The following is a 17,790-nucleotide window of genomic DNA, read 5'->3' as shown; positions in this document are numbered from 1 at the left end:
GCGCTAGTGCACGCCCATCCAGCTCTCAATGGGATTGAGGGCGAAATAGACGAAGAAGATCAGTGTGAGGGCCCACATGAATGCCCCGATCTCCCTTGCCTTGCCCTGGGCGACCTTGATGGCGACGTACGAGATGACGCCCGCCGCGACGCCCGCCGTGATCGAGTACGTGAACGGCATGATCACGACCGTCAGGAAGACCGGGATCGCCGTCGCGCGGTCCGCCCAGTCCACGTGCCGCGCGTTCATCATCATCATCGCGCCGATGACCACCAGGGCCGCCGCCGCCACCTCGCCGGGCACGATCGCCGTCAGCGGGGTGAAGAAGAGGCAAGCGGCGAAGAACAGCCCGGTCACCACCGACGACAGACCAGTTCGGGCGCCTTCGCCCACCCCCGTCGCCGACTCCACGAACACCGTCTGGCCCGAGGCTCCCGCCACGCCGCCGATCGCGCCGCCCGCGCCGTCGATGAACAGCGCCTTCGACAGTCCCGGCATCCGGCCCTGCTCGTCGGCCAGCTTGGCCTCCGTGCCGACGCCGATGATCGTCGCCATCGCGTCGAAGAAGCCCGCCAGGACCAGGGTGAAGACGATCATGCCGACCGTCATCGCGCCCACCTCGCCCCAGCCGCCGAACTCGACGTCACCGAAGATCGAGAAGTCCGGCATCGAGACCGCGCTGCCGTGGAGTTCGGGGGCGCCGCTCGCCCACTGCCCGGGGGCGATCACGTCGAGGGCGTTGAGGACGACGGCCAGGACCGTGCCGCCGACGATGCCGATCAGGATGGCGCCGGGGACGCCTCGGGCCTGGAGCATGAAGATCGCGAGCAGGGTCGCGGCGAAGAGCAGGACCGGCCAGCCGGCCAGTTCGCCCGTCGGGCCCAGGGTCACCGGGGTCGCCTTGCCCTGGTGGACGAAGCCGGCCTTGTAGAAGCCGATCAGGGCGACGAACAGGCCGATGCCCATGGTGATCGCGTGCTTGAGGGCCAGCGGGATGGCGTTCATGATCATCTCGCGCAGGCCGGTGACGACCAGCAGCATGATGACGACGCCGTACATCACGCACATGCCCATGGCCTGCGGCCAGGTCATCTGCGGGGCGACCTGCGAGGACAGGACGCCGGAGACGGAGAGGCCGGCGGCGAGGGCGAGCGGCACCTTGCCGAAGAAACCCATCAGCAGCGTGGTGAAGGCCGCCGCGAACGCGGTCGCGGTGATGAGGGCCTTCTGGCCGAGCGTGTCCCCCGCCGCGTCCTTGCCGGACAGGATCAGGGGGTTGAGCAGGAGGATGTACGCCATCGCCATGAAGGTGGTGACGCCGCCGCGCACCTCGCGCGCGACCGTCGATCCTCGCTGGGATATGTGAAAGTACCGGTCGAGCCAGGACCGTCCGGCCGGGACGCGGGTGCCTGCTCCCGCGTCGTCGGCAACGGTCTTTGGCTCCAGTGACTGCTGGGTCATGTGGGCCTACTCCCAAGGTTCACAGGGGCCCCCGCCAACCGCCTCTGCGGCTGCGGGATTTGGGAAGGTGCTTCGGCCGCACGACCCGGGGGACGGCCCGAGACGAACGAACAGAGGTACTGCTGATTCACGCTTCAAGTGCCGCGAGCGGTGCGGGACTTGGTGCTCCGGGCGGCGCGGTGGAGGTTGTGACGTTCCCTGCGCCGCCCGGAGAGCTTCAACGGGATGCCTACGCCGTACCGGTCAGGTGTTCCGGTCGGACCGGCGTGCGGTTGAGCTCCAGCCCGGTCGCGTTCCGGATCGCCGCGAGGACGGCCGGGGTCGACGACAGGGTGGGGGCCTCGCCGATGCCACGGAGCCCGTAGGGGGCGTGGTCGTCGGCGAGTTCGAGCACGTCGACGGGGATGGTCGGCGTGTCGAGGATGGTGGGGATCAGATAGTCCGTGAAGGAGGGGTTCCGCACCTTCGCCGTCTTCGGGTCGACGATGATCTCCTCCATCACCGCCACGCCCAGGCCCTGGGTGGTGCCGCCCTGGATCTGGCCGATGACCGACAGCGGGTTGAGCGCCTTGCCGACGTCCTGGGCGCAGGCCAGCTCGATGACCTTGACCAGGCCGAGTTCGGTGTCCACCTCGACGACCGCGCGGTGCGCGGCGAAGGAGTACTGGACGTGGCCGAAGCCCTGGCCGGTGCGCAGGTCGAAGGCCTCGGTCGGGCGGTGCCGCCACTCGGCCTCCACCTCGACGGTCTCGCCCTCCAGCACATCGGCCAGGTCCGCGAGGACCTCGCCGCCGTCGGTGACGACCTTGCCGCCCTCCAGGAGGAGTTCGGCAGTGGCCCACGCCGGGTGGTACGAGCCGAACTTGCGGCGGCCGATCTCCAGGACCTTCTCGCGCACCAGCTCGCAGGAGTTCTTGACCGCGCCGCCGGTGACGTACGTCTGCCGGGAGGCCGAGGTCGAACCCGCCGAGCCCACCTGCGTGTCGGCCGGGTGGATGGTCACCTGCGCGACGCCCAGCTCGGTGCGGGCGATCTGTGCGTGGACGGTGACGCCGCCCTGGCCGACCTCCGCCATCGCGGTGTGCACGGTGGCGACGGGCTCACCGCCGACGACCTCCATGCGGACCTTGGCGGTGGAGTAGTCGTCGAAGCCCTCGGAGAAGCCGACGTTCTTGATGCCGACCGCGTAGCCGATGCCTCGGACGACGCCCTCGCCGTGCGTGGTGTTGGACAGACCGCCGGGCAGCTGTCGCACGTCCGCCTCCTCACCGGCCGCGAGCCACTGCTGCTCCGGAGGGAGCGGCATCGCCTTGACGCGGCGCAGGAGTTCGGCGACGGGAGCGGGCGAGTCGACGGGCTGGCCGGTCGGCATGATCGTGCCCTGTTCCATCGCGTTGAGCTGACGGAACGCGACCCGGTCCATGCCCACCTTGTCGGCGAGCTTGTCCATCTGGGCCTCGTAGGCGAAGCACGCCTGGACCGCGCCGAAGCCGCGCATGGCGCCGCAGGGCGGGTTGTTGGTGTAGAGGGCGATGGCCTCGATGTCGACGTCGTCGACCACGTAGGGGCCGATGGAGAGGGAGGAGGCGTTGCCGACGACCGCCGGGGACGCGGAGGCGTACGCGCCGCCGTCCAGGACGATCCGGCACTTGACGTGCGTCAGCTTCCCGTCGGCGGTGGCCCCGTGCTCGTAGTAGAGCTTCGCCGGGTGGCGGTGGACGTGGCCGAAGAAGGACTCGAAGCGGTTGTAGACGATCTTGACCGGCTTGCCGGTGCGCAGCGCCAGCAGACAGGCGTGGATCTGCATCGAGATGTCCTCGCGGCCGCCGAAGGCACCGCCGACGCCGGACAGCGTCATACGGACCTTGCTCTCGGGCAGGCCGAGGACGGGGGCGATCTGCTTGAGGTCGCTGTGCAGCCACTGGGTGGCGATGTAGAGGTGGACGCCGCCGTCCTCGTCCGGCACCGCGAGACCCGACTCGGGGCCGAGGAAGGCCTGGTCCTGCATGCCGAAGGTGTACTCGCCCTTGACGACGAAGTCGGCCTTCTTGGCGGCCTCTTCGGCGTTGCCGCGGACGATCGGCTGGCGGTGCACGATGTTGGGGTGCGGGACGTGGCCGATGTGGTGGTCGTCGCGGTTCTCGTGGACCAGGATCGCGTCCGGCGCGGTCGCGGAGGCCTCGTCGGTGATGACGGGCAGCTCGCGGTACTCGACCTTGATCTTGGCGGCGGCGCGGCGCGCGGTCTCCGGGTGGTCGGCGGCGACGATCGCCACCGGCTCGCCGTGGTGGCGTACCTTGCCGTGCGCGAGGACCGGGGTGTCCTGGATCTCCAGGCCGTAGTTCTTCACGTCCGTGGGCAGGTCGTCGTACGTCATGACGGCGTAGACGCCCGGCAGGGCGAGGGCCTCGGAGGTGTCGATCGAGACGATCTCGGCGTGCGCGACCGTGGAGCGCAGGATCTGGCCCCACAGCATGTCCTCGTGCCACATGTCGGACGAGTACGCGAACTCGCCGGTGACCTTGAGGGTGCCGTCCGGGCGGAGCGTGGACTCGCCGATGCCGCCCTTGGTCTTCGAACCCTGGGTGATTTTGGTGGGAGCGCCGGTGGTGGGCATGCTCAGACCCCCTCGGACTGGCGGGCGGCCGCGAGGCGGACCGCGTCCATGATCTTCTCGTAGCCGGTGCAGCGGCACAGGTTGCCCGACAGCGCCTCGCGGATGTCCGCGTCGGTCGGGTTCGGGTTGCGCTCCAGCATCTCGTCGGCCGCGACCAGCAGACCGGGGGTGCAGAAGCCGCACTGGACAGCGCCGGCGTCGATGAACGCCTGCTGGATCGGGGCGAGTTCGGCGCCCTCGCCGGTCTGCGAGTCCTGGCCCTTGGCGGCCCATTGCTTGGCCTCGTCGAGCGAGGTCCCGCACGTGGACCCGCAGGCCCGCTGCTTGGCGAAGTCCGCCAGGCCCTCGACCGTGACCACGTCACGGCCCTCGACCTGACCGGCCGCGACCAGACACGAACACACCGGCACACCGTCCAGGCGGACCGTGCAGGAACCGCACTCGCCCTGCTCGCAGGCGTTCTTGGAACCCGGCAGGCCGAGCCGCTCCCTGAGCACGTACAGAAGGGACTCGCCCTCCCAGACGTCGTCGGCCTCCTGCGGACGGCCGTTGACCGTGAAATTGACGCGCATTACGCGACTCCCTCCGTGTGAGCGGCGGTGCCGCGGTACGACTCCCAGGTCCAGGTCAGCGTGCGGCGGGCCATGATGCCGACCGCGTGGCGGCGGTAGCTCGCCGTGCCCCGGACGTCGTCGATCGGGTTGCAGGCGGCGGCGCACAGGTCCGCGAACTGCTTGGCGACCGACGGGGTGATGATCTTTCCGTTGTCCCAGAAGCCGCCCTCGTCGAGCGCCGCGTTCAGGAACTCCTCCGCGGCCTTCGCCCGGACCGGGGTGGGGGCGGCCGAGCCGATGCCGGTGCGGACCGTGCGGGTCTCGGGGTGCAGGGCCAGGCCGAACGCGCAGACCGCGATGACCATGGCGTTGCGGGTGCCGACCTTCGAGTACTGCTGCGGGCCGTCGGCCTTCTTGATGTGGACCGCGCGGATCAGCTCGTCGGGCGCGAGCGCGTTGCGCTTCACGCCGGTGTAGAACTCGTCGATCGGGATCAGGCGCGAGCCGCGCACCGACTCGACCTCGACCTCGGCGCCGGCCGCGAGAAGCGCGGGGTGGGCGTCGCCGGCCGGGGAGGCGGTGCCGAGGTTGCCGCCGACGCCGCCGCGGTTGCGGATCTGCGGGGAGGCGACCGTGTGCGAGGCCAGGGCGAGGCCCGGCAGCTCGGCACGGAGGTGCTCCATGATCCGGGTGTACGGGACGGAGGCGCCGAGCCGCACCGAGTCCTGGCCGACCTCCCACTCCGTGAGGTCGCTGACGCGGTTCAGGTCGAGCAGGTACTCGGGCCGCCGGTGATCGAAGTTGATCTCGACCATCACATCGGTGCCGCCCGCAATGGGCACAGCGGTGGGGTGCTCAGCCTTGGCGGCGAGCGCCTCCTCCCAGCTGGCGGGGCGAAGGAAGTCCATGACCGGCTCTCTTCTTCGTCTTGGGGGTGGTACGGATTGAGCCAGATCGTGTGCGGCGGGCCCGGCTCGTTCATGTGTTGTTCACGCGGAGTGGGGCCAGTACACAGCGCCGTGCTCCGACGGGGTCAGTCACGGAAACTCTGAAGGAGTTGGCTGGTCGGGGCGGTCATCTTGTAGATTCGTATGAACGGAGGCTCTCAGTAACCTCCATGTTTTCCTGTGGAAACGCGCGACACACCGGGCGTGACCTGGGACACAGTCCGAGGGGCGGTGGGCGGGGCACACCGGGCCCGCCGGACCGGCGCCTCCCGGACAGAGGCCCCACAGTTCATCGTAGATTTCTAGACAAAGATCGGCGGCGACGAGAATGCGGCTGCGCGCACTGCTGGACACCGACGCGCTGGGCCTGCGGCTGCTCGGCGGCGAGGACGAGCTGGACCGCACCGTGCGCGGTGTGATGACCACGGACCTGCGGGACCCGAGCCGGTATCTGTCGGGCGGTGAGCTGGTGCTGACGGGGCTGGCCTGGCGGCGGGACGCCGAGGACTCCGAGGCGTTCGTGCGCACCCTGGCGCAGGCCGGTGTGGTCGCGGTGGCGTCGGGCACGGCGGAGCTGGGCTACGTCCCGGAGGACCTGGTGACGGCCTGCGCCCGGCACCGGCTGCCGCTGTTCTCGGTGCACGAGTCGGTGTCGTTCGCGACGATCACCGAGCATGTCGTACGGCAGGTCAGCGGCGAGCGTGCCGGGGACCTGGCGGCCGTGGTGGACCGGCACCGCCGGATGATGACCTCGGGCCCGGCGGGCGGCGGCCCGGACGTGGTCCTGGACCTGCTGGGCTCCGACCTGGACCTGCGGGCCTGGGTGCTGTCGCCGACCGGACGGCTGATCGCGGGCTCCAAGACCACCGGCCCCGTGCTCCCCGCCGACATCTGCGCGAAGCTCGCGGCGGAGCATCTGGCGGCCGCCCGCACGGGCCGGCGCGGGCCGCACCGGCTGGCGCTCGGCTCGACGACGTACTCCCTGTTCCCGGTCCGCAGCAGCGGCCGCTCCCCGCAGGCCTCGCGGGACGTGCGCGAGACGGTGCTGTCGGACTGGCTGCTGGCCGTCGAGGCGGACGCCGGGGACTGGCCAGAGGAGCGCCTTGACCTGCTCCAGGGCGTCACCCAGCTGATCGCGGTCGAGCGGGACCGCAGGGACGCGGCCCGCACGGTGCGGCGGCGGCTCGCCCAGGAGGTCCTGGAGCTGGTCCAGACGGGTGCCGCGCCCGCCGAGATCGCCGCGCGCCTGCGCGTCGCCGCGCCCGTCCTGCTGCCCGGCCTCGGGGCGGCGCCGCACTGGCAGGTGGTCGTGGCCCGCGTCGAGTGGGACGGCGGGGACATCGAGGGCGGCGCGGTCGCCCAGTCGCTGCTGGAGGAGATCCTCGTCGACCCGCTGTCCACCGGCCCCGAGCCGTCCGACCGGATCGCCGTGGCCCACACCGGGGAGGAGGCCATCGCGCTCGTCCCGCTGCCGGCGGTGTCGACCGAGCACGACGGCTCCGAGACGGGGGTTCTCGCCGACGTGCTGCTGGAGTCCGTACGGGACCCGCTCGCCGCCGGTCTCGACGACGACGGGCGGGTCACGCTGGGCGTCAGCGCGGCCGTGCACTCGGCGGAGGGGCTGCGCGGCGCGCTGGAGGAGGCGCGGCACGCCCGCCGGGTGGCGGCGGCGCGGCCCGGCCGGGTGTGCGCGGCGGGCCACCAGGAGCTGGCCTCGCACGTCCTGCTGCTGCCTTTCGTCCCGGACGACGTCCGCCGGGCGTTCACGGCCCGCCTGCTGGACCCCTTGCGGGACTACGACCGCCGGCACCGCGCGGAGCTGATCCCGACGCTGGAGGCGTTCCTCGACTGCGACGGCTCCTGGACCCGCTGCGCGACCCGCCTCCACCTGCACGTCAACACGCTGCGCTACCGGGTGGGGCGAATCGAGCAGTTGACGAGTCGTGACCTGTCCCGGCTGGAGGACAAGCTGGATTTCTTCCTGGCGCTGCGGATGAGCTGAAACCTCGGACGCCCGGGTATCCCACGACTTTGTGAAATCCTTCACCCACCCTCTTGGCCGGGCCACGGGATTCGTGCTGAGATGCGGCCACCACTCAACAGCTCAATGGTGTGCCGGGGAGGGCGAGGTGGCGTATACCGCCATGTCTGGTAACGGAACGACCCCTGACGATCCACTCCAGACCGCGGTATGGCGGCTGCGCTCACGCGCCTGCTGGGCCGACGCGGCAGCGCTGCTCCAACCGGTGGGCGCGGACGCGGCGTTGCAGCGGGCCGCGCTGCTGGTCGAGCGGTGTCTCTACACCGAGCAGGGCTGGGAGGAGGCCGAGGACGCGCTGCGCACGGCCGAGGCGCTGGCCCACACCGACGACGAGCGGGGCGCCGCCGCTTGTGAAAGAGGGCAACTTGCCTACGCGGCCACGCTGCACCAGGTCCGCGACCGGGCCGACGAGGCGCGGGCCGCGCTCGGGCGGGCGGCGGCGCTGATCCCTCCGGGGGCGCCGGGACGGGCGTTGCTGGACTTCCGGCGCGGACTGCTCGCCGAGAACCTGGCCCGCTCACCGCAGGCCGCGCGGGCGGCGTACCGGCGGGCACACGCGGGCGCGGTGGCTCACGCCGATCCCCTTCTGCTCTCCTTCACTTGGCGCCACCTCGCCGGACTCGCCCTGCGGGAGGGGGAGTTGGCGGAGGCGCGGCACGGCTTCGCCGAATCCCTGCGGATCCGGGAGGAGTTGGGCTATCTCGTCGGAACGGCTCCCGCGCTGGCCTCGCTGGCGGACGCGGAGGTCGAGCCGGAGGCCTCGCGGTTGCGGGAGGAGGCGCGGCGGTTGTTCCGGCTTCTGGGCGGCGTACCGACCTGGCTGTCACGGCAGTTGGCGCCGCCGCCCGCCGCGACGGCCTGAGCGATCAGCTGTTGCGGATCTGGTCCACCCACTTCTGGATCTCGTTGAGGACGGTGTCGCGGAGTTCCGGGTCGCGGGCGAAGACCACGACCACGACGATCACCACGAGGAGTGGGACGAGGCCTCCACCGCGGCCGCCGCGGTGTGGCATCGGGGTGTGCATCGGCGGGCGGTGGTAGCCGTGCCGGAGGTGCTGCTGGTGCGCCTGCCGGTGGGAGTTCACGGCTTGTTGATGTGCCTGCTGGGCTTGCTGACTGGCCTGTTGCGCCTGCTGCTGGGCCATGAAGGACGGGTCCATGGGATCACCTCCGCTGTCGGCACCAGGCGTGCCGTCAGGGGATGCCACGCGGGATCGGACGGGTGGGTTCCCGGCGTCGCGGACCGTTGCGAGGAGCCAACGGTTCCGTGACCGCCGTCACAAACTCAGGAAGCTCCCCCGAAGTGCTCCGCCACCAGTGACCGCACCACGTCCAGGTCCCCGGCGATCAACGCGTCCAGCAGTGCGGTGTGTTCGGCCGCGTCGGCGACCAGTTCCGCACGGCCGCGGGAGGTGGGTGTGCCGGTCAGGGGCCACTGGGCGCGGCGGTGGAGGTCGTCGGCGATCTGGACGAGTTGTGCGTTGCCGGCGAGGGCGAGGACCGCGCGGTGGAAGGCGCGGTCCGCCTCGGCGTACGTCGCCCGGGATCCCGTCGACGCGGCCCGCACCGTGGCCTCGGCGAGCGGGCGCAGCTCCGCCCAGCGCTCGGCCGGCACCGTGCGGGCCAGCCGCAGCATCACCGGCACCTCCACCAGGGCGCGGATCTCGGCGAGTTCGGCGAGTTCCCGCGCCCCACGCTCCACGACCCGGAAGCCCCGGTTGGGCACGACCTCGACGGCGCCCTCCAGGGCGAGTTGCTGCATCGCCTCACGGACCGGCGTCGCGGAGACCCCGAAGCGATCGCCGAGGACGGGCGCCGAGTAGACCTCACCGGGGGTCAGTTCGCCGCTCACCAGCGCCGTGCGCAACGCGTCCAGGATCTGCCCGCGCACGGAGGCGCGCTGGACGACGGGCCGGGCGCGATGCCCGGCGGGCGGCGTCGGCAGGGGCTGCTCGGCGGACGAAGCCCGTGGCCTCGGCATGGGCTGCTCGGCGGGCAGCACCCGCGGCGTCGGCATCGGCTGCTCGGCGGGCGGGCGGCCGCCTCGGGCCTTCGGTACGGCGTCGGCGGCGCGGGTGCGCTCGACCTGCGGCTCAGGCAGCCCGCCCTGGCCACGCGCCTGCCGGACCCGGGCGGCGTCCGCATCAGCCGCCCGCGCCTGCTGCGGCACCCGCACCGGCCCGGCGATCCCGGTGTTCTCCGTCCCGGTGGAGCCCTGTGTGCCCTGATTCACAAGGAGCCTCCTCCGGACGTGTCGGTACTTGGGGTCATTACGGCGGGTTGTTACTCACCCGTCAAGCACCTTAGGCGCAGAAGCCGACGGTTCAAAGCGTGACGACCTTGGGTAAGGTGAGGCTTACCTTCAGAGCACCCGTGCATCACCGTCGCACCGCTGTCTTGGATTGGTGGCCCCGCATGACCGCTCCCGCCTCGGCCCTCACGGACGCCTACAACCGTCTGACCGAGGCCTTTCCGGGCATGACGGTGCGAGAGCTGGGGCATGCCGAGAAAGAACCTCGGGGCGACGGCTGGGTCGGCGCCGACGTGCTCGCGGCGGGCGGGGCCGGACTCGACGCCTTTCTGATGTGGGACGACGCACAGGTCCGGCGCGATCACGGGCGGCCCGGCCGGCCGGACGTCATCGCCAGCTTCGGACTGCACCGGTACGCCTGGCCCGCCTGCCTGCTGATCACGCTGCCCTGGTTCCTGCACCGCCGGGTGCCGCGCTTCCCCGTGGCGCAGGTGTCGTACGACCGCACCCGGGGCCCGATGGACTTCGCCGTGCGGACCGGCGCCTTCGCCTGCCTGCCGGGCGATCCGGCCGCGGCGCTGCCCGGCGCCCGGGTGGTCCCGGACGAGGAGGCGCTGCGCGCCGAGGTGCGGGACGCCGTCGCCGAGCACATGGAGCCGCTGCTCGCCGCGTTCGGGCCGCGGATGCGGCGGCGCGGGCGGGCACTGTGGGGCATGGTCACCGACGAGGTGGTGGAGGGGCTCTGGTACGTCGCCGGGCTGCTCGGCGCGCACGAGCAGCGGCGGGCCGAGCGCGAGCTGGAGCTGCTGCTGCCGGGCACGACCAAGCCGTACGTCGGCACCGCGGCCTTCCGCGAGTTGAGCGGACCGGCCGGTGAGGCGCTGCCGACCAGGGACCGGGTCAGCTGCTGCATGTACTACACGCTCGCACCGCAGGACACCTGCGCCACCTGCCCGCGCACCTGCGACACCGATCGGGTCGTCAAGCTGCTGGCGGAAGCCGCCAGTTGACACCCCCCGGGGAACGGCGGCGCGGGCCGGTCCCGTAAGATCACCTCCGAACAGGACTCCCGGCGGGTTACAGGCGATTCACAATTTCCTCACCTGCCGCAGGAACTTTCCGTGGAACCACCCGTACGGGTAGTCTTATTCGAACTCAACTCCCGCCCCTCATGCGGCAGTTCGAGCAGAACGCCGCCCTGGGCAATCCCTTGCACCTCCTTGGCGGCCTCTTGCCCCGAAACCCCCTGAGGGCCGGTGGGATTGGGCCACTATGGCGGGCGTTACGCCCTATCCCAATGCAAGGGACCCCAGATGAGACTGACCGACATATCGCTGAACTGGCTGCTTCCGGGCGCCGTACTGCTCCTGGGCATGGTCGCGGCGATGGCGGTGCTGGCGCGGAGCAAGCGGTCCGGCGGGGAGCACGCGAAGGACGACTCCTGGGAGCGCAGCGAGGAGCGCCGGCGGCGCAAGGAGGCCATATACGGCACCGCCTCCTATGTCCTGCTGTTCTGCTGTGCGGCGGTCGCCGCCGCCCTCTCCTTCCACGGCCTGGTCGGCTTCGGCCAGCAGAACCTGAACCTGTCCGGCGGCTGGGAGTACCTGGTCCCGTTCGGCCTGGACGGCGCGGCGATGTTCTGCTCGGTGCTCGCGGTGCGCGAGGCCAGCCACGGTGACGCGGCGCTCGGCTCCCGGATACTCGTGTGGACGTTCGCGGGTGCCGCGGCCTGGTTCAACTGGGTGCACGCGCCCAGGGGTATGGGCCACGACGGCGCCCCGCAGTTCTTCTCCGGCATGTCCCTGTCCGCGGCCGTTCTCTTCGACCGCGCGCTGAAGCAGACCCGCCGGGCGGCGCTGCGCGAGCAGGGCCTGGTGCCCCGTCCGCTGCCGCAGATCCGTGTGGTCCGCTGGCTGCGGGCGCCCCGTGAGACGTACAAGGCCTGGTCGCTGATGCTGCTGGAGAACGTGCGCAGCCTCGACGAGGCGGTGGACGAAGTCCGTGAGGACAAGCGGCAGAAGGAGGAGAACCGGCTGCGCCGCCGCGAGGCGGACCGTCTGGAGCGCGCCCAGCTCAAGGCGATCAGCCGGGGACACCGCGGATTCATCGGCCGCGGTGGCGGCCGGCAGGTGGAGGCCCTGGAACGGGGCGGTGGCGGCGACGACCGAGCCACCGCGGAGCCTGCCATAGCGACGACGCCGGAACCCCTGCCCGTGCGCTCTCGTCCGTCCCTTCAGCCGGTCCGTCAAAGTACTGAGCCGATCACCGTCGACCTCACCGCGGAGGACGACACCATGGCCCTGCCGCGGCTCGACTCCCTGGAGCGCAAGCTCAAGGACCTTGAGCAGCAGTTCGGTTAAGTCCCCCAGGGGGACCACGCGAGGGGGGTACGGCCCGGTGGCCGTACCCCCCTCGCGTTCGTCCGGTCCGTCACGCGGCGCCCGCGTCGAGCTCGAACCACACCGCCTTCCCCACGCCGTGCGCCCGTACGCCCCACGCGTCGGCGAGGGACTGTACGAGGACCAGGCCCCGGCCGTGCGTACCGTCGTCGGCGTTCGGTACGCACAGTCTGGGTCTGCGGGCCACGAAGTCCCGTACCTCCACCCGCAGTCCACGGGGTCCGACGGTGGCCGTCAGGACCGCGTCGTCGTCGGTGTGGACGAGCGCGTTGGTGACGAGCTCGCTGGTGAGCAGTTCCGCTATCTCCGATCGTCCGGGCCTCCCCCACTGCCGTAACAACTCGCGCAGTTGGCGGCGTACTTCGGGCACCTCCCGCAGATCCGCCCGCCCGAGTCTGCGCCGTATCGATACGGCCTGCGCCGGTTCGCCGGCGCTCATGGCCCTGTCCTCCACCGTCTCCGCCGAGAAGGCCCCGATCGCCGTGGGACCGCCTCCTCGTGCCTGCCTCTCCATGACCCCCGCCCGCGTGCCGATGTCGGTTCCCCTCCTGCTCGAACACGTTCACGGGGATCCATGCCCCGTCGTTCACGCGCCAGTCATGTCGAATCGTCAACGACCAGGTGTTCGGCCATGGTTCTGGGGTGCGGGGCCGGGCGCGCGACCTCCCTCGTACCGCTCCTCGTGCGCCCTTCGAGACACTGTGGAGCGCGGCCTGACCGCGGTGGCGGCGGGGCGGGCGTGCCGCTGGTCGCCTCGGTTGGCATGTGCCGCGCGTCCCGCGGGCCGGGGCCAGGCTCAGGGCGGGCGGTGGGGCGCGGGGAAAGCGCTGGTCGAGGCGGTCGTTCCGGTTGGCGCCGGAGCCTGTCTCGGGGTGGGGCCGGACATCAGGATCGGCCAAGGTCGCGGGCCGGGCACAGCTGCTACGAAGCCGTAGGCGTCGCCCCCGAGGGCCTGCTCCATCGCATCGCCTCGCCGCCGCGAGCGCAGCCGGGGCCGTGCATCCGCGTTCGTGACGACCAGCCGGTACGGCGGGTCGGCGGGGCCTCGGGCCTACGCGCAGGTGAGACACCCTGACCGACAGGCCTCGGCCGAACTGCCCATCCGCGTCTGCACGGGAGGCCGTACCCGGCCGCAAAAAGGGCGGCCGGCGCGGCAGGTCACGCCACGCCGGCCACCCTCCCCCCACTGGTGAAAGTGGCTGGAATTCACCAGCCCGGTACCGCACTCGCGACGGGGTGCCGCCCTCCCGACCCCCGTGGCGAGAGGGCGGCACCGCTTCCTCGGGTGGCCTCAGTAGAGCTTGTTCACCGCGGTGGTCGTCGTCTTGCGGAACGCCTTCACGGGCGCGTCGGCGAAGTCGCCCAGCTGCCCCCACTGCACGACCGTGACGGTCTTGCCGTCCCGGCCGACGGAGAGCAGGTGGATGTCGGAGGCGCCCCAGGAGCCCTCGATGTGCAGACCGTGCACGCGGGCGCCCTCCTCGACCGCCAGCGTCCCGTAGTCCCGGTGGGTGGCCTCGACCTCCGGATCGGCCTGCTCCAGCTGCGTGGGGCAGGTCTTGATGTCCTTGTTCAGCCGGGTGGCGAGGGCCTTGGCCTTGGTGGTGTCGCCGACGACGATCGTGAGCTGGAGGGCGCCGGTGTCGAGGTCGGTGTGGAAGGTGCGGTACCGGGAGGTGTAGCCCGGCATCGTGTCCTGGAGGCAGGACAGCAGACCGTCCGGGACGCCGTCGGTGACCTTGCCGGCCGTCCAGGAGGACGAGGGGTGCGGCGGCAGTTCGGACGCCGACAGGAACTTCGGAGACGCCTTCGGGGCGGCCTCCGCGGGTGAGGCGAGCGTCGCGCCGAGGGCGAGTCCGGTGGCGGCGACGGCGAGGAGCGCGGCGGCTCGAGTGCGCATGGGCATGGTTGTGTCCCCCGTGTACGAGTGAGTGCGAGAAGATGTGCGAGTAAGTAGCGTGTCGCCCGGGGTGGTTGGTCGGTCCGTCCGCTCGGTGCGACACCAAGAGCATCAGCGGTCACAGGCAGCCGGCGCAACCGCTGCCGGCCGATGTGCGCGGGTGGAACCATCCCAGGCCATGTGACCTGCAGGTATGCGAGTGCCTGGGACGGCGGAACGGGGGCGGGACAACGGTGTCGGAGCAGCACGACGCAGACGAGGTGGCGGAGTTCGCGGCGCTGCTGGCGCGGCTGAAGGAGCGGACGGACCGCAGCTACGGCCAGTTGGCCCGCCGTCTGAACATGAACACCTCGACGCTGCACCGGTACTGCGCCGGTGAGACGGTCCCGCTGGACTTCGCCCCCGTGGAGCGGTTCGCGGCGCTGTGCGGGGCGACGCCGGAGGAACGGCACGAACTCCACCGGCGCTGGCTGCTGGCGGTGGCGGCCCGCCAGCGGCCCCGCCCGCAGGAGCCTGCGGCAGCGCCGGGTCCGACGCCGGCGCCGGACCCGGCCGAGCCCGACGCCGAGCCAGCCGTCGAGGCGAGCGTCGAGGCGCCCGCGGAGCCGACCCTTGCACCGACCGCCGACGCGACCGCTGACCCGGCGGCTCCGACCGTCGAGCCGACCTTTGCCTCGACCGCCGAACCGACCGCCGAACGGACCCTTGCCCCGACCGCCGGCCCGACCGTCGAGCCGTCTCTTGACCCGACCGTCAAGCCGAACCTTGACCCGACCGTCAAGCCGACCACTGACGCGACCGTCGGGGCGACCGCTGACCCGACCGCCGAGCCGCCGCTTCCCCCGGCCCCCGGCCCGACCGTCGAGGCGGACGAGGCCGACCCCGTCACCGAACTGCGGCTGCCCGAGCCGCCCCGCCCCCGCCCTTGGTACCGGCGTCGGCGGACCCTGGCCGCCTCGGCCGCCGCCGTCGCGCTGATCGCCACGCTCGGCAGCCTGTCCGCGCTCTCGGACGACCGCTCCTCCGCCGCCGACTCCGTGAGCCCCACCGACCCGGCCGTCAGCAGCTCGGCAACTCCCGCGTCACCGGACCCGAGCGCGTCGAAGAAGAAGCCGAGTCCGTCCGCCTCCCCGAACCGGGGAACCTCGTCGCCGTCCGCCTCCGGAACGGGCCGCCCGCACGCCGGCCCGTCCGCCAAGGGCGGCGGCAGCCCCACCGGCGGGGCCGGCCCGGGGGCCGCCGTGCCGCTGTCCTGGACGGTCAACTCCCATGTCTGGAACGCGGGCTGCGGTCACCGCTATGTCATCGACAAGCCGTCGACGCAGGTGCCCCCGCCGCCGGTCGCACAGGACGCCGCGGTCTGGGCGGCGGCGCAGGGCGCGCTGCACGGCGGCGAGACGATGGTCCAGATCTCCGTGCAGGGGCGGAGTTCCACGGCCGTGGTCCTCGACGCGCTCCGGGTGCGGGTGGTCGGGCGTGCGGCCCCGGCCCAGGGCAACTCGTACGCCATGGACAACGGCTGCGGCGGCGCGCTCACGCCCCGTATGTTCTCCGTCGACCTCGACGCGGACCGGCCGATCGCCCGCTCGGAGGCCGGCAACGACGGCGAGAACGAGATCCCGGCGATCCGCATGCCGTACCGCGTCTCCGCCGAGGACCCGGAGATCCTGCTGGTCACCGCGCGGACCGTCGGCTGCGACTGCAGCTGGTACCTCGAACTGGACTGGTCCTCGCAGGGCCGCACCGGCACCGCCCGCATCGACGACCACGGCACCCCGTTCCGCACGACGGGCGACAAGAAGCTGCCTCAGTACTCGTACGACTACTCGAACCGGACGTGGGTCTCCGGGAGTTAAGGCCGGGGCACGTTCCGCAAGTTCGAGCGGGCCATCTGGAGCATGCGGCCCACGCCGCCGTCGAGGACGATCTTCGAGGCGGAGAGGGCGAAGCCGGTGACCATCTCGGTGCTGATCTTCGGCGGGATGGACAGGGCGTTGGGGTCGGTGACGACGTCGACGAGGGCGGGACCCTTGTGCTTGAAGGCGTCCTTCAACGCCCCCGCGAGCTCCTTCGGCTTCTCCACGCGGACGCCATGGGCACCGCAGGCGCGGGCGACGGCCGCGAAGTCGGGGTTCTTGTTCGTGGTGCCGTACGACGGGAGTCCCGCGACCAGCATCTCCAACTCGACCATGGACAGCGAGGAGTTGTTGAAGAGGACGACCTTCACGGGGAGGTCGTACTGGACCAGGGTCAGGAAGTCGCCCATCAGCATGGAGAATCCGCCGTCGCCGGACATCGAGACGACCTGGCGCTTGCGGTCGGTGAACTGGGCGCCGATCGCCATCGGCAGCGCGTTGGCCATGGAGCCGTGCGAGAAGGAGCCGATGACGCGACGGCGGCCGTTGGGTGAGATGTAGCGGGCTGCCCAGACGTTGCACATGCCGGTGTCGACCGTGAACACCGCGTCGTCGTCGGCGAGTTCGTCGAGGACGGCGGCCACGTACTCGGGGTGGATCGGGACGTGCTTCTCGACCTTGCGGGTGTAGGCCTTGACCACGCCTTCCAGGGCGTCGGCGTGCTTCTTGAGCATCTTGTCGAGGAAGCGCCGGTTCTGCTTCTCCTTCACCCGCGGGATCAGACACCGCAGGGTCTCCTTCACGTCGCCCCACACCGCGAGGTCGAGTTTCGAACGCCGGCCCAGGTTCTCGGGACGGACGTCGACCTGGGCGATCTTGACGTTGTCGGGCAGGAACGCGTTGTACGGGAAGTCGGTGCCGAGCAGGATCAGCAGGTCGCACTCGTGGGTGGCCTCGTAGGCGGCGCCGTAGCCGAGCAGACCGCTCATGCCGACGTCGTACGGGTTGTCGTACTGGATCCACTCCTTGCCCCTGAGGGCGTGCCCCACCGGGGACTTGACCTTCTCCGCGAACTCCATGACCTCGGCGTGCGCGCCGGCCGTGCCGCTGCCGCAGAAGAGCGTGATCTTCTCGGCCTTGTCGATCATGGAGACGAACGCGTCGAGTTCGGCGTCGCCGGGACGGACCGTGGGCCGGGTGGTGACGAGGGCGGTCTCCAGCGGTTTGTCCGGGGCGGGGTCGTCGGCGATGTCGCCGGGGAGGGAGACGACGCTGACGCCCGAGCGGCCGACCGCGTGCTGGATGGCGGTCTGCAGCAGCCTCGGCATCTGCTTCGGGCTGGAGATCAGCTCGCTGTAGTGGCTGCACTCGCGGAACAGCTGGTCGGGGTGGGTCTCCTGGAAGTAGCCCAGGCCGATCTCGCTGGACGGGATGTGCGAGGCGAGGGCGAGGACGGGCGCCATGGAGCGGTGGGCGTCGTACAGGCCGTTGATGAGGTGCAGGTTGCCGGGGCCGCAGGAGCCGGCGCAGGCGGTCAGCTTGCCGGTGATCTGGGCTTCCGCCCCGGCGGCGAAGGCGGCGGTCTCCTCGTGCCGGACGTGCACCCAGTCGATGGCGCGGTTGCGGCGCACGGCGTCGACGACCGGGTTGAGGCTGTCGCCGACGACGCCGTAGAGGCGTTTCACACCGGCGCGCACGAGGATGTCCACGAACTGTTCGGCAACGTTCTGCTTGGCCATGAGTCCATGTATCCACACCGACCGG

General features: G+C 71.4%; 14 protein-coding genes. 5 read left to right on the top strand and 9 right to left on the bottom strand.

Features of this window, described 5'->3' with window-relative positions; genetic code table 11:
* Positions 1-3: 3 nt before the first annotated feature.
* The 4 genes from CRP56_RS33365 to CRP56_RS33350 form a co-directional block, all read right to left on the bottom strand.
* Positions 4-1,461 carry an NCS2 family permease gene (locus CRP56_RS33365; protein ID WP_097270362.1) on the bottom strand — a complete coding sequence of 486 codons (1,458 nt, stop codon included), beginning with the start codon at positions 1,459-1,461 and terminating at the stop codon, positions 4-6.
* 229 nt (positions 1,462-1,690) lie between these two features.
* Complete coding sequence (locus CRP56_RS33360; RefSeq protein ID WP_097270360.1) at positions 1,691-4,078, bottom strand: xanthine dehydrogenase family protein molybdopterin-binding subunit; 2,388 nt, start codon at positions 4,076-4,078, stop codon at positions 1,691-1,693.
* A 2-nt stretch (positions 4,079-4,080) separates the two neighbouring features.
* Complete coding sequence (locus tag CRP56_RS33355; RefSeq protein ID WP_097270358.1) at positions 4,081-4,650, bottom strand: (2Fe-2S)-binding protein; 570 nt, start codon at positions 4,648-4,650, stop codon at positions 4,081-4,083.
* A complete protein-coding gene (locus CRP56_RS33350) occupies positions 4,650-5,540 on the bottom strand; it encodes an FAD binding domain-containing protein (RefSeq protein WP_097270356.1) in 891 nt (296 codons plus the stop codon). The genes CRP56_RS33355 and CRP56_RS33350 overlap by 1 nt, the downstream gene beginning before the upstream one ends.
* Positions 5,541-5,907: 367 nt before the next feature.
* On the opposite strand from CRP56_RS33350, the gene CRP56_RS33345 reads away from it, so the two are divergent.
* Entirely contained in the window at positions 5,908-7,581 is a 1,674-nt protein-coding gene (locus tag CRP56_RS33345) for a PucR family transcriptional regulator (RefSeq protein WP_097270354.1), read from the top strand.
* 127 nt (positions 7,582-7,708) lie between these two features.
* Positions 7,709-8,482, top strand: coding sequence for a hypothetical protein (locus tag CRP56_RS49135; protein WP_097270352.1), 774 nt, complete (start codon positions 7,709-7,711; stop codon positions 8,480-8,482).
* Positions 8,483-8,486: 4 nt separating this feature from the next.
* On the opposite strand, the gene CRP56_RS33335 is transcribed toward CRP56_RS49135, so the two are convergent.
* Positions 8,487-8,780, bottom strand: coding sequence for a hypothetical protein (locus tag CRP56_RS33335; RefSeq protein WP_097270350.1), 294 nt, complete (start codon positions 8,778-8,780; stop codon positions 8,487-8,489).
* Positions 8,781-8,905: 125 nt separating this feature from the next.
* The gene (locus CRP56_RS33330) at positions 8,906-9,853 is read right to left on the bottom strand and encodes a GntR family transcriptional regulator (RefSeq protein WP_257041363.1); all 948 of its coding nucleotides are present in this window, start codon (positions 9,851-9,853) and stop codon (positions 8,906-8,908) included.
* A gap of 182 nt (positions 9,854-10,035) precedes the next feature.
* On the opposite strand from CRP56_RS33330, the gene CRP56_RS33325 reads away from it, so the two are divergent.
* Together CRP56_RS33325 and CRP56_RS33320 are read left to right on the top strand one after the other, a co-directional pair.
* Positions 10,036-10,881 (top strand): (2Fe-2S)-binding protein, encoded by an 846-nt coding sequence (locus CRP56_RS33325; protein ID WP_097270348.1) that lies wholly within the window; start codon positions 10,036-10,038, stop codon positions 10,879-10,881.
* A gap of 303 nt (positions 10,882-11,184) precedes the next feature.
* Complete coding sequence (locus CRP56_RS33320; RefSeq protein WP_097270346.1) at positions 11,185-12,231, top strand: DUF2637 domain-containing protein; 1,047 nt, start codon at positions 11,185-11,187, stop codon at positions 12,229-12,231.
* 70 nt (positions 12,232-12,301) lie between these two features.
* Here CRP56_RS33320 and CRP56_RS33315 read toward each other — a convergent pair whose 3' ends face one another.
* Both CRP56_RS33315 and CRP56_RS33310 read right to left on the bottom strand, forming a co-directional pair.
* Positions 12,302-12,709, bottom strand: coding sequence for an ATP-binding protein (locus CRP56_RS33315; RefSeq protein ID WP_257041362.1), 408 nt, complete (start codon positions 12,707-12,709; stop codon positions 12,302-12,304).
* Between the two features lie 852 nt (positions 12,710-13,561).
* A complete protein-coding gene (locus tag CRP56_RS33310; RefSeq protein WP_097270344.1) occupies positions 13,562-14,176 on the bottom strand; it encodes a hypothetical protein in 615 nt (204 codons plus the stop codon).
* A gap of 227 nt (positions 14,177-14,403) precedes the next feature.
* Here CRP56_RS33310 and CRP56_RS33305 point away from each other — a divergent pair, with 227 nt between their 5' ends.
* Positions 14,404-16,026, top strand: a complete 1,623-nt coding sequence (locus tag CRP56_RS33305) for a helix-turn-helix domain-containing protein (protein ID WP_097270342.1) — start codon at positions 14,404-14,406, stop codon at positions 16,024-16,026.
* Here the strand turns inward: CRP56_RS33305 and CRP56_RS33300 are convergent.
* Positions 16,023-17,765 (bottom strand): pyruvate dehydrogenase, encoded by a 1,743-nt coding sequence (locus CRP56_RS33300; protein ID WP_097270340.1) that lies wholly within the window; start codon positions 17,763-17,765, stop codon positions 16,023-16,025. The genes CRP56_RS33305 and CRP56_RS33300 overlap by 4 nt on opposite strands.
* Positions 17,766-17,790 lie beyond the last annotated feature (25 nt).

Origin of the sequence: Streptomyces sp. TLI_55 (assembly GCF_900206255.1) — a bacterium.
GTDB classification, from domain to species: Bacteria; Actinomycetota; Actinomycetes; order Streptomycetales; family Streptomycetaceae; genus Streptomyces; species Streptomyces aquilus.
This window is presented reverse-complemented; position numbering and strand designations above follow the sequence as displayed.

Bases quoted from the DNA above. Each gene is read 5' to 3' on its own strand.
- CRP56_RS33365 (WP_097270362.1), bottom strand. From the start codon at position 1,461: ATGACCCAGCAGTCACTGGAGCCAAAGACCGTTGCCGACGACGCGGGA.
- CRP56_RS33360 (WP_097270360.1), bottom strand. From the start codon at position 4,078: ATGCCCACCACCGGCGCTCCCACCAAAATCACCCAGGGTTCGAAGACC.
- CRP56_RS33355 (WP_097270358.1), bottom strand. From the start codon at position 4,650: ATGCGCGTCAATTTCACGGTCAACGGCCGTCCGCAGGAGGCCGACGAC.
- CRP56_RS33350 (WP_097270356.1), bottom strand. From the start codon at position 5,540: ATGGACTTCCTTCGCCCCGCCAGCTGGGAGGAGGCGCTCGCCGCCAAG.
- CRP56_RS33345 (WP_097270354.1), top strand. From the start codon at position 5,908: ATGCGGCTGCGCGCACTGCTGGACACCGACGCGCTGGGCCTGCGGCTG.
- CRP56_RS33335 (WP_097270350.1), bottom strand. From the start codon at position 8,780: ATGGACCCGTCCTTCATGGCCCAGCAGCAGGCGCAACAGGCCAGTCAG.
- CRP56_RS33325 (WP_097270348.1), top strand. From the start codon at position 10,036: ATGACCGCTCCCGCCTCGGCCCTCACGGACGCCTACAACCGTCTGACC.
- CRP56_RS33320 (WP_097270346.1), top strand. From the start codon at position 11,185: ATGAGACTGACCGACATATCGCTGAACTGGCTGCTTCCGGGCGCCGTA.
- CRP56_RS33315 (WP_257041362.1), bottom strand. From the start codon at position 12,709: ATGAGCGCCGGCGAACCGGCGCAGGCCGTATCGATACGGCGCAGACTC.
- CRP56_RS33310 (WP_097270344.1), bottom strand. From the start codon at position 14,176: ATGCCCATGCGCACTCGAGCCGCCGCGCTCCTCGCCGTCGCCGCCACC.
- CRP56_RS33300 (WP_097270340.1), bottom strand. From the start codon at position 17,765: ATGGCCAAGCAGAACGTTGCCGAACAGTTCGTGGACATCCTCGTGCGC.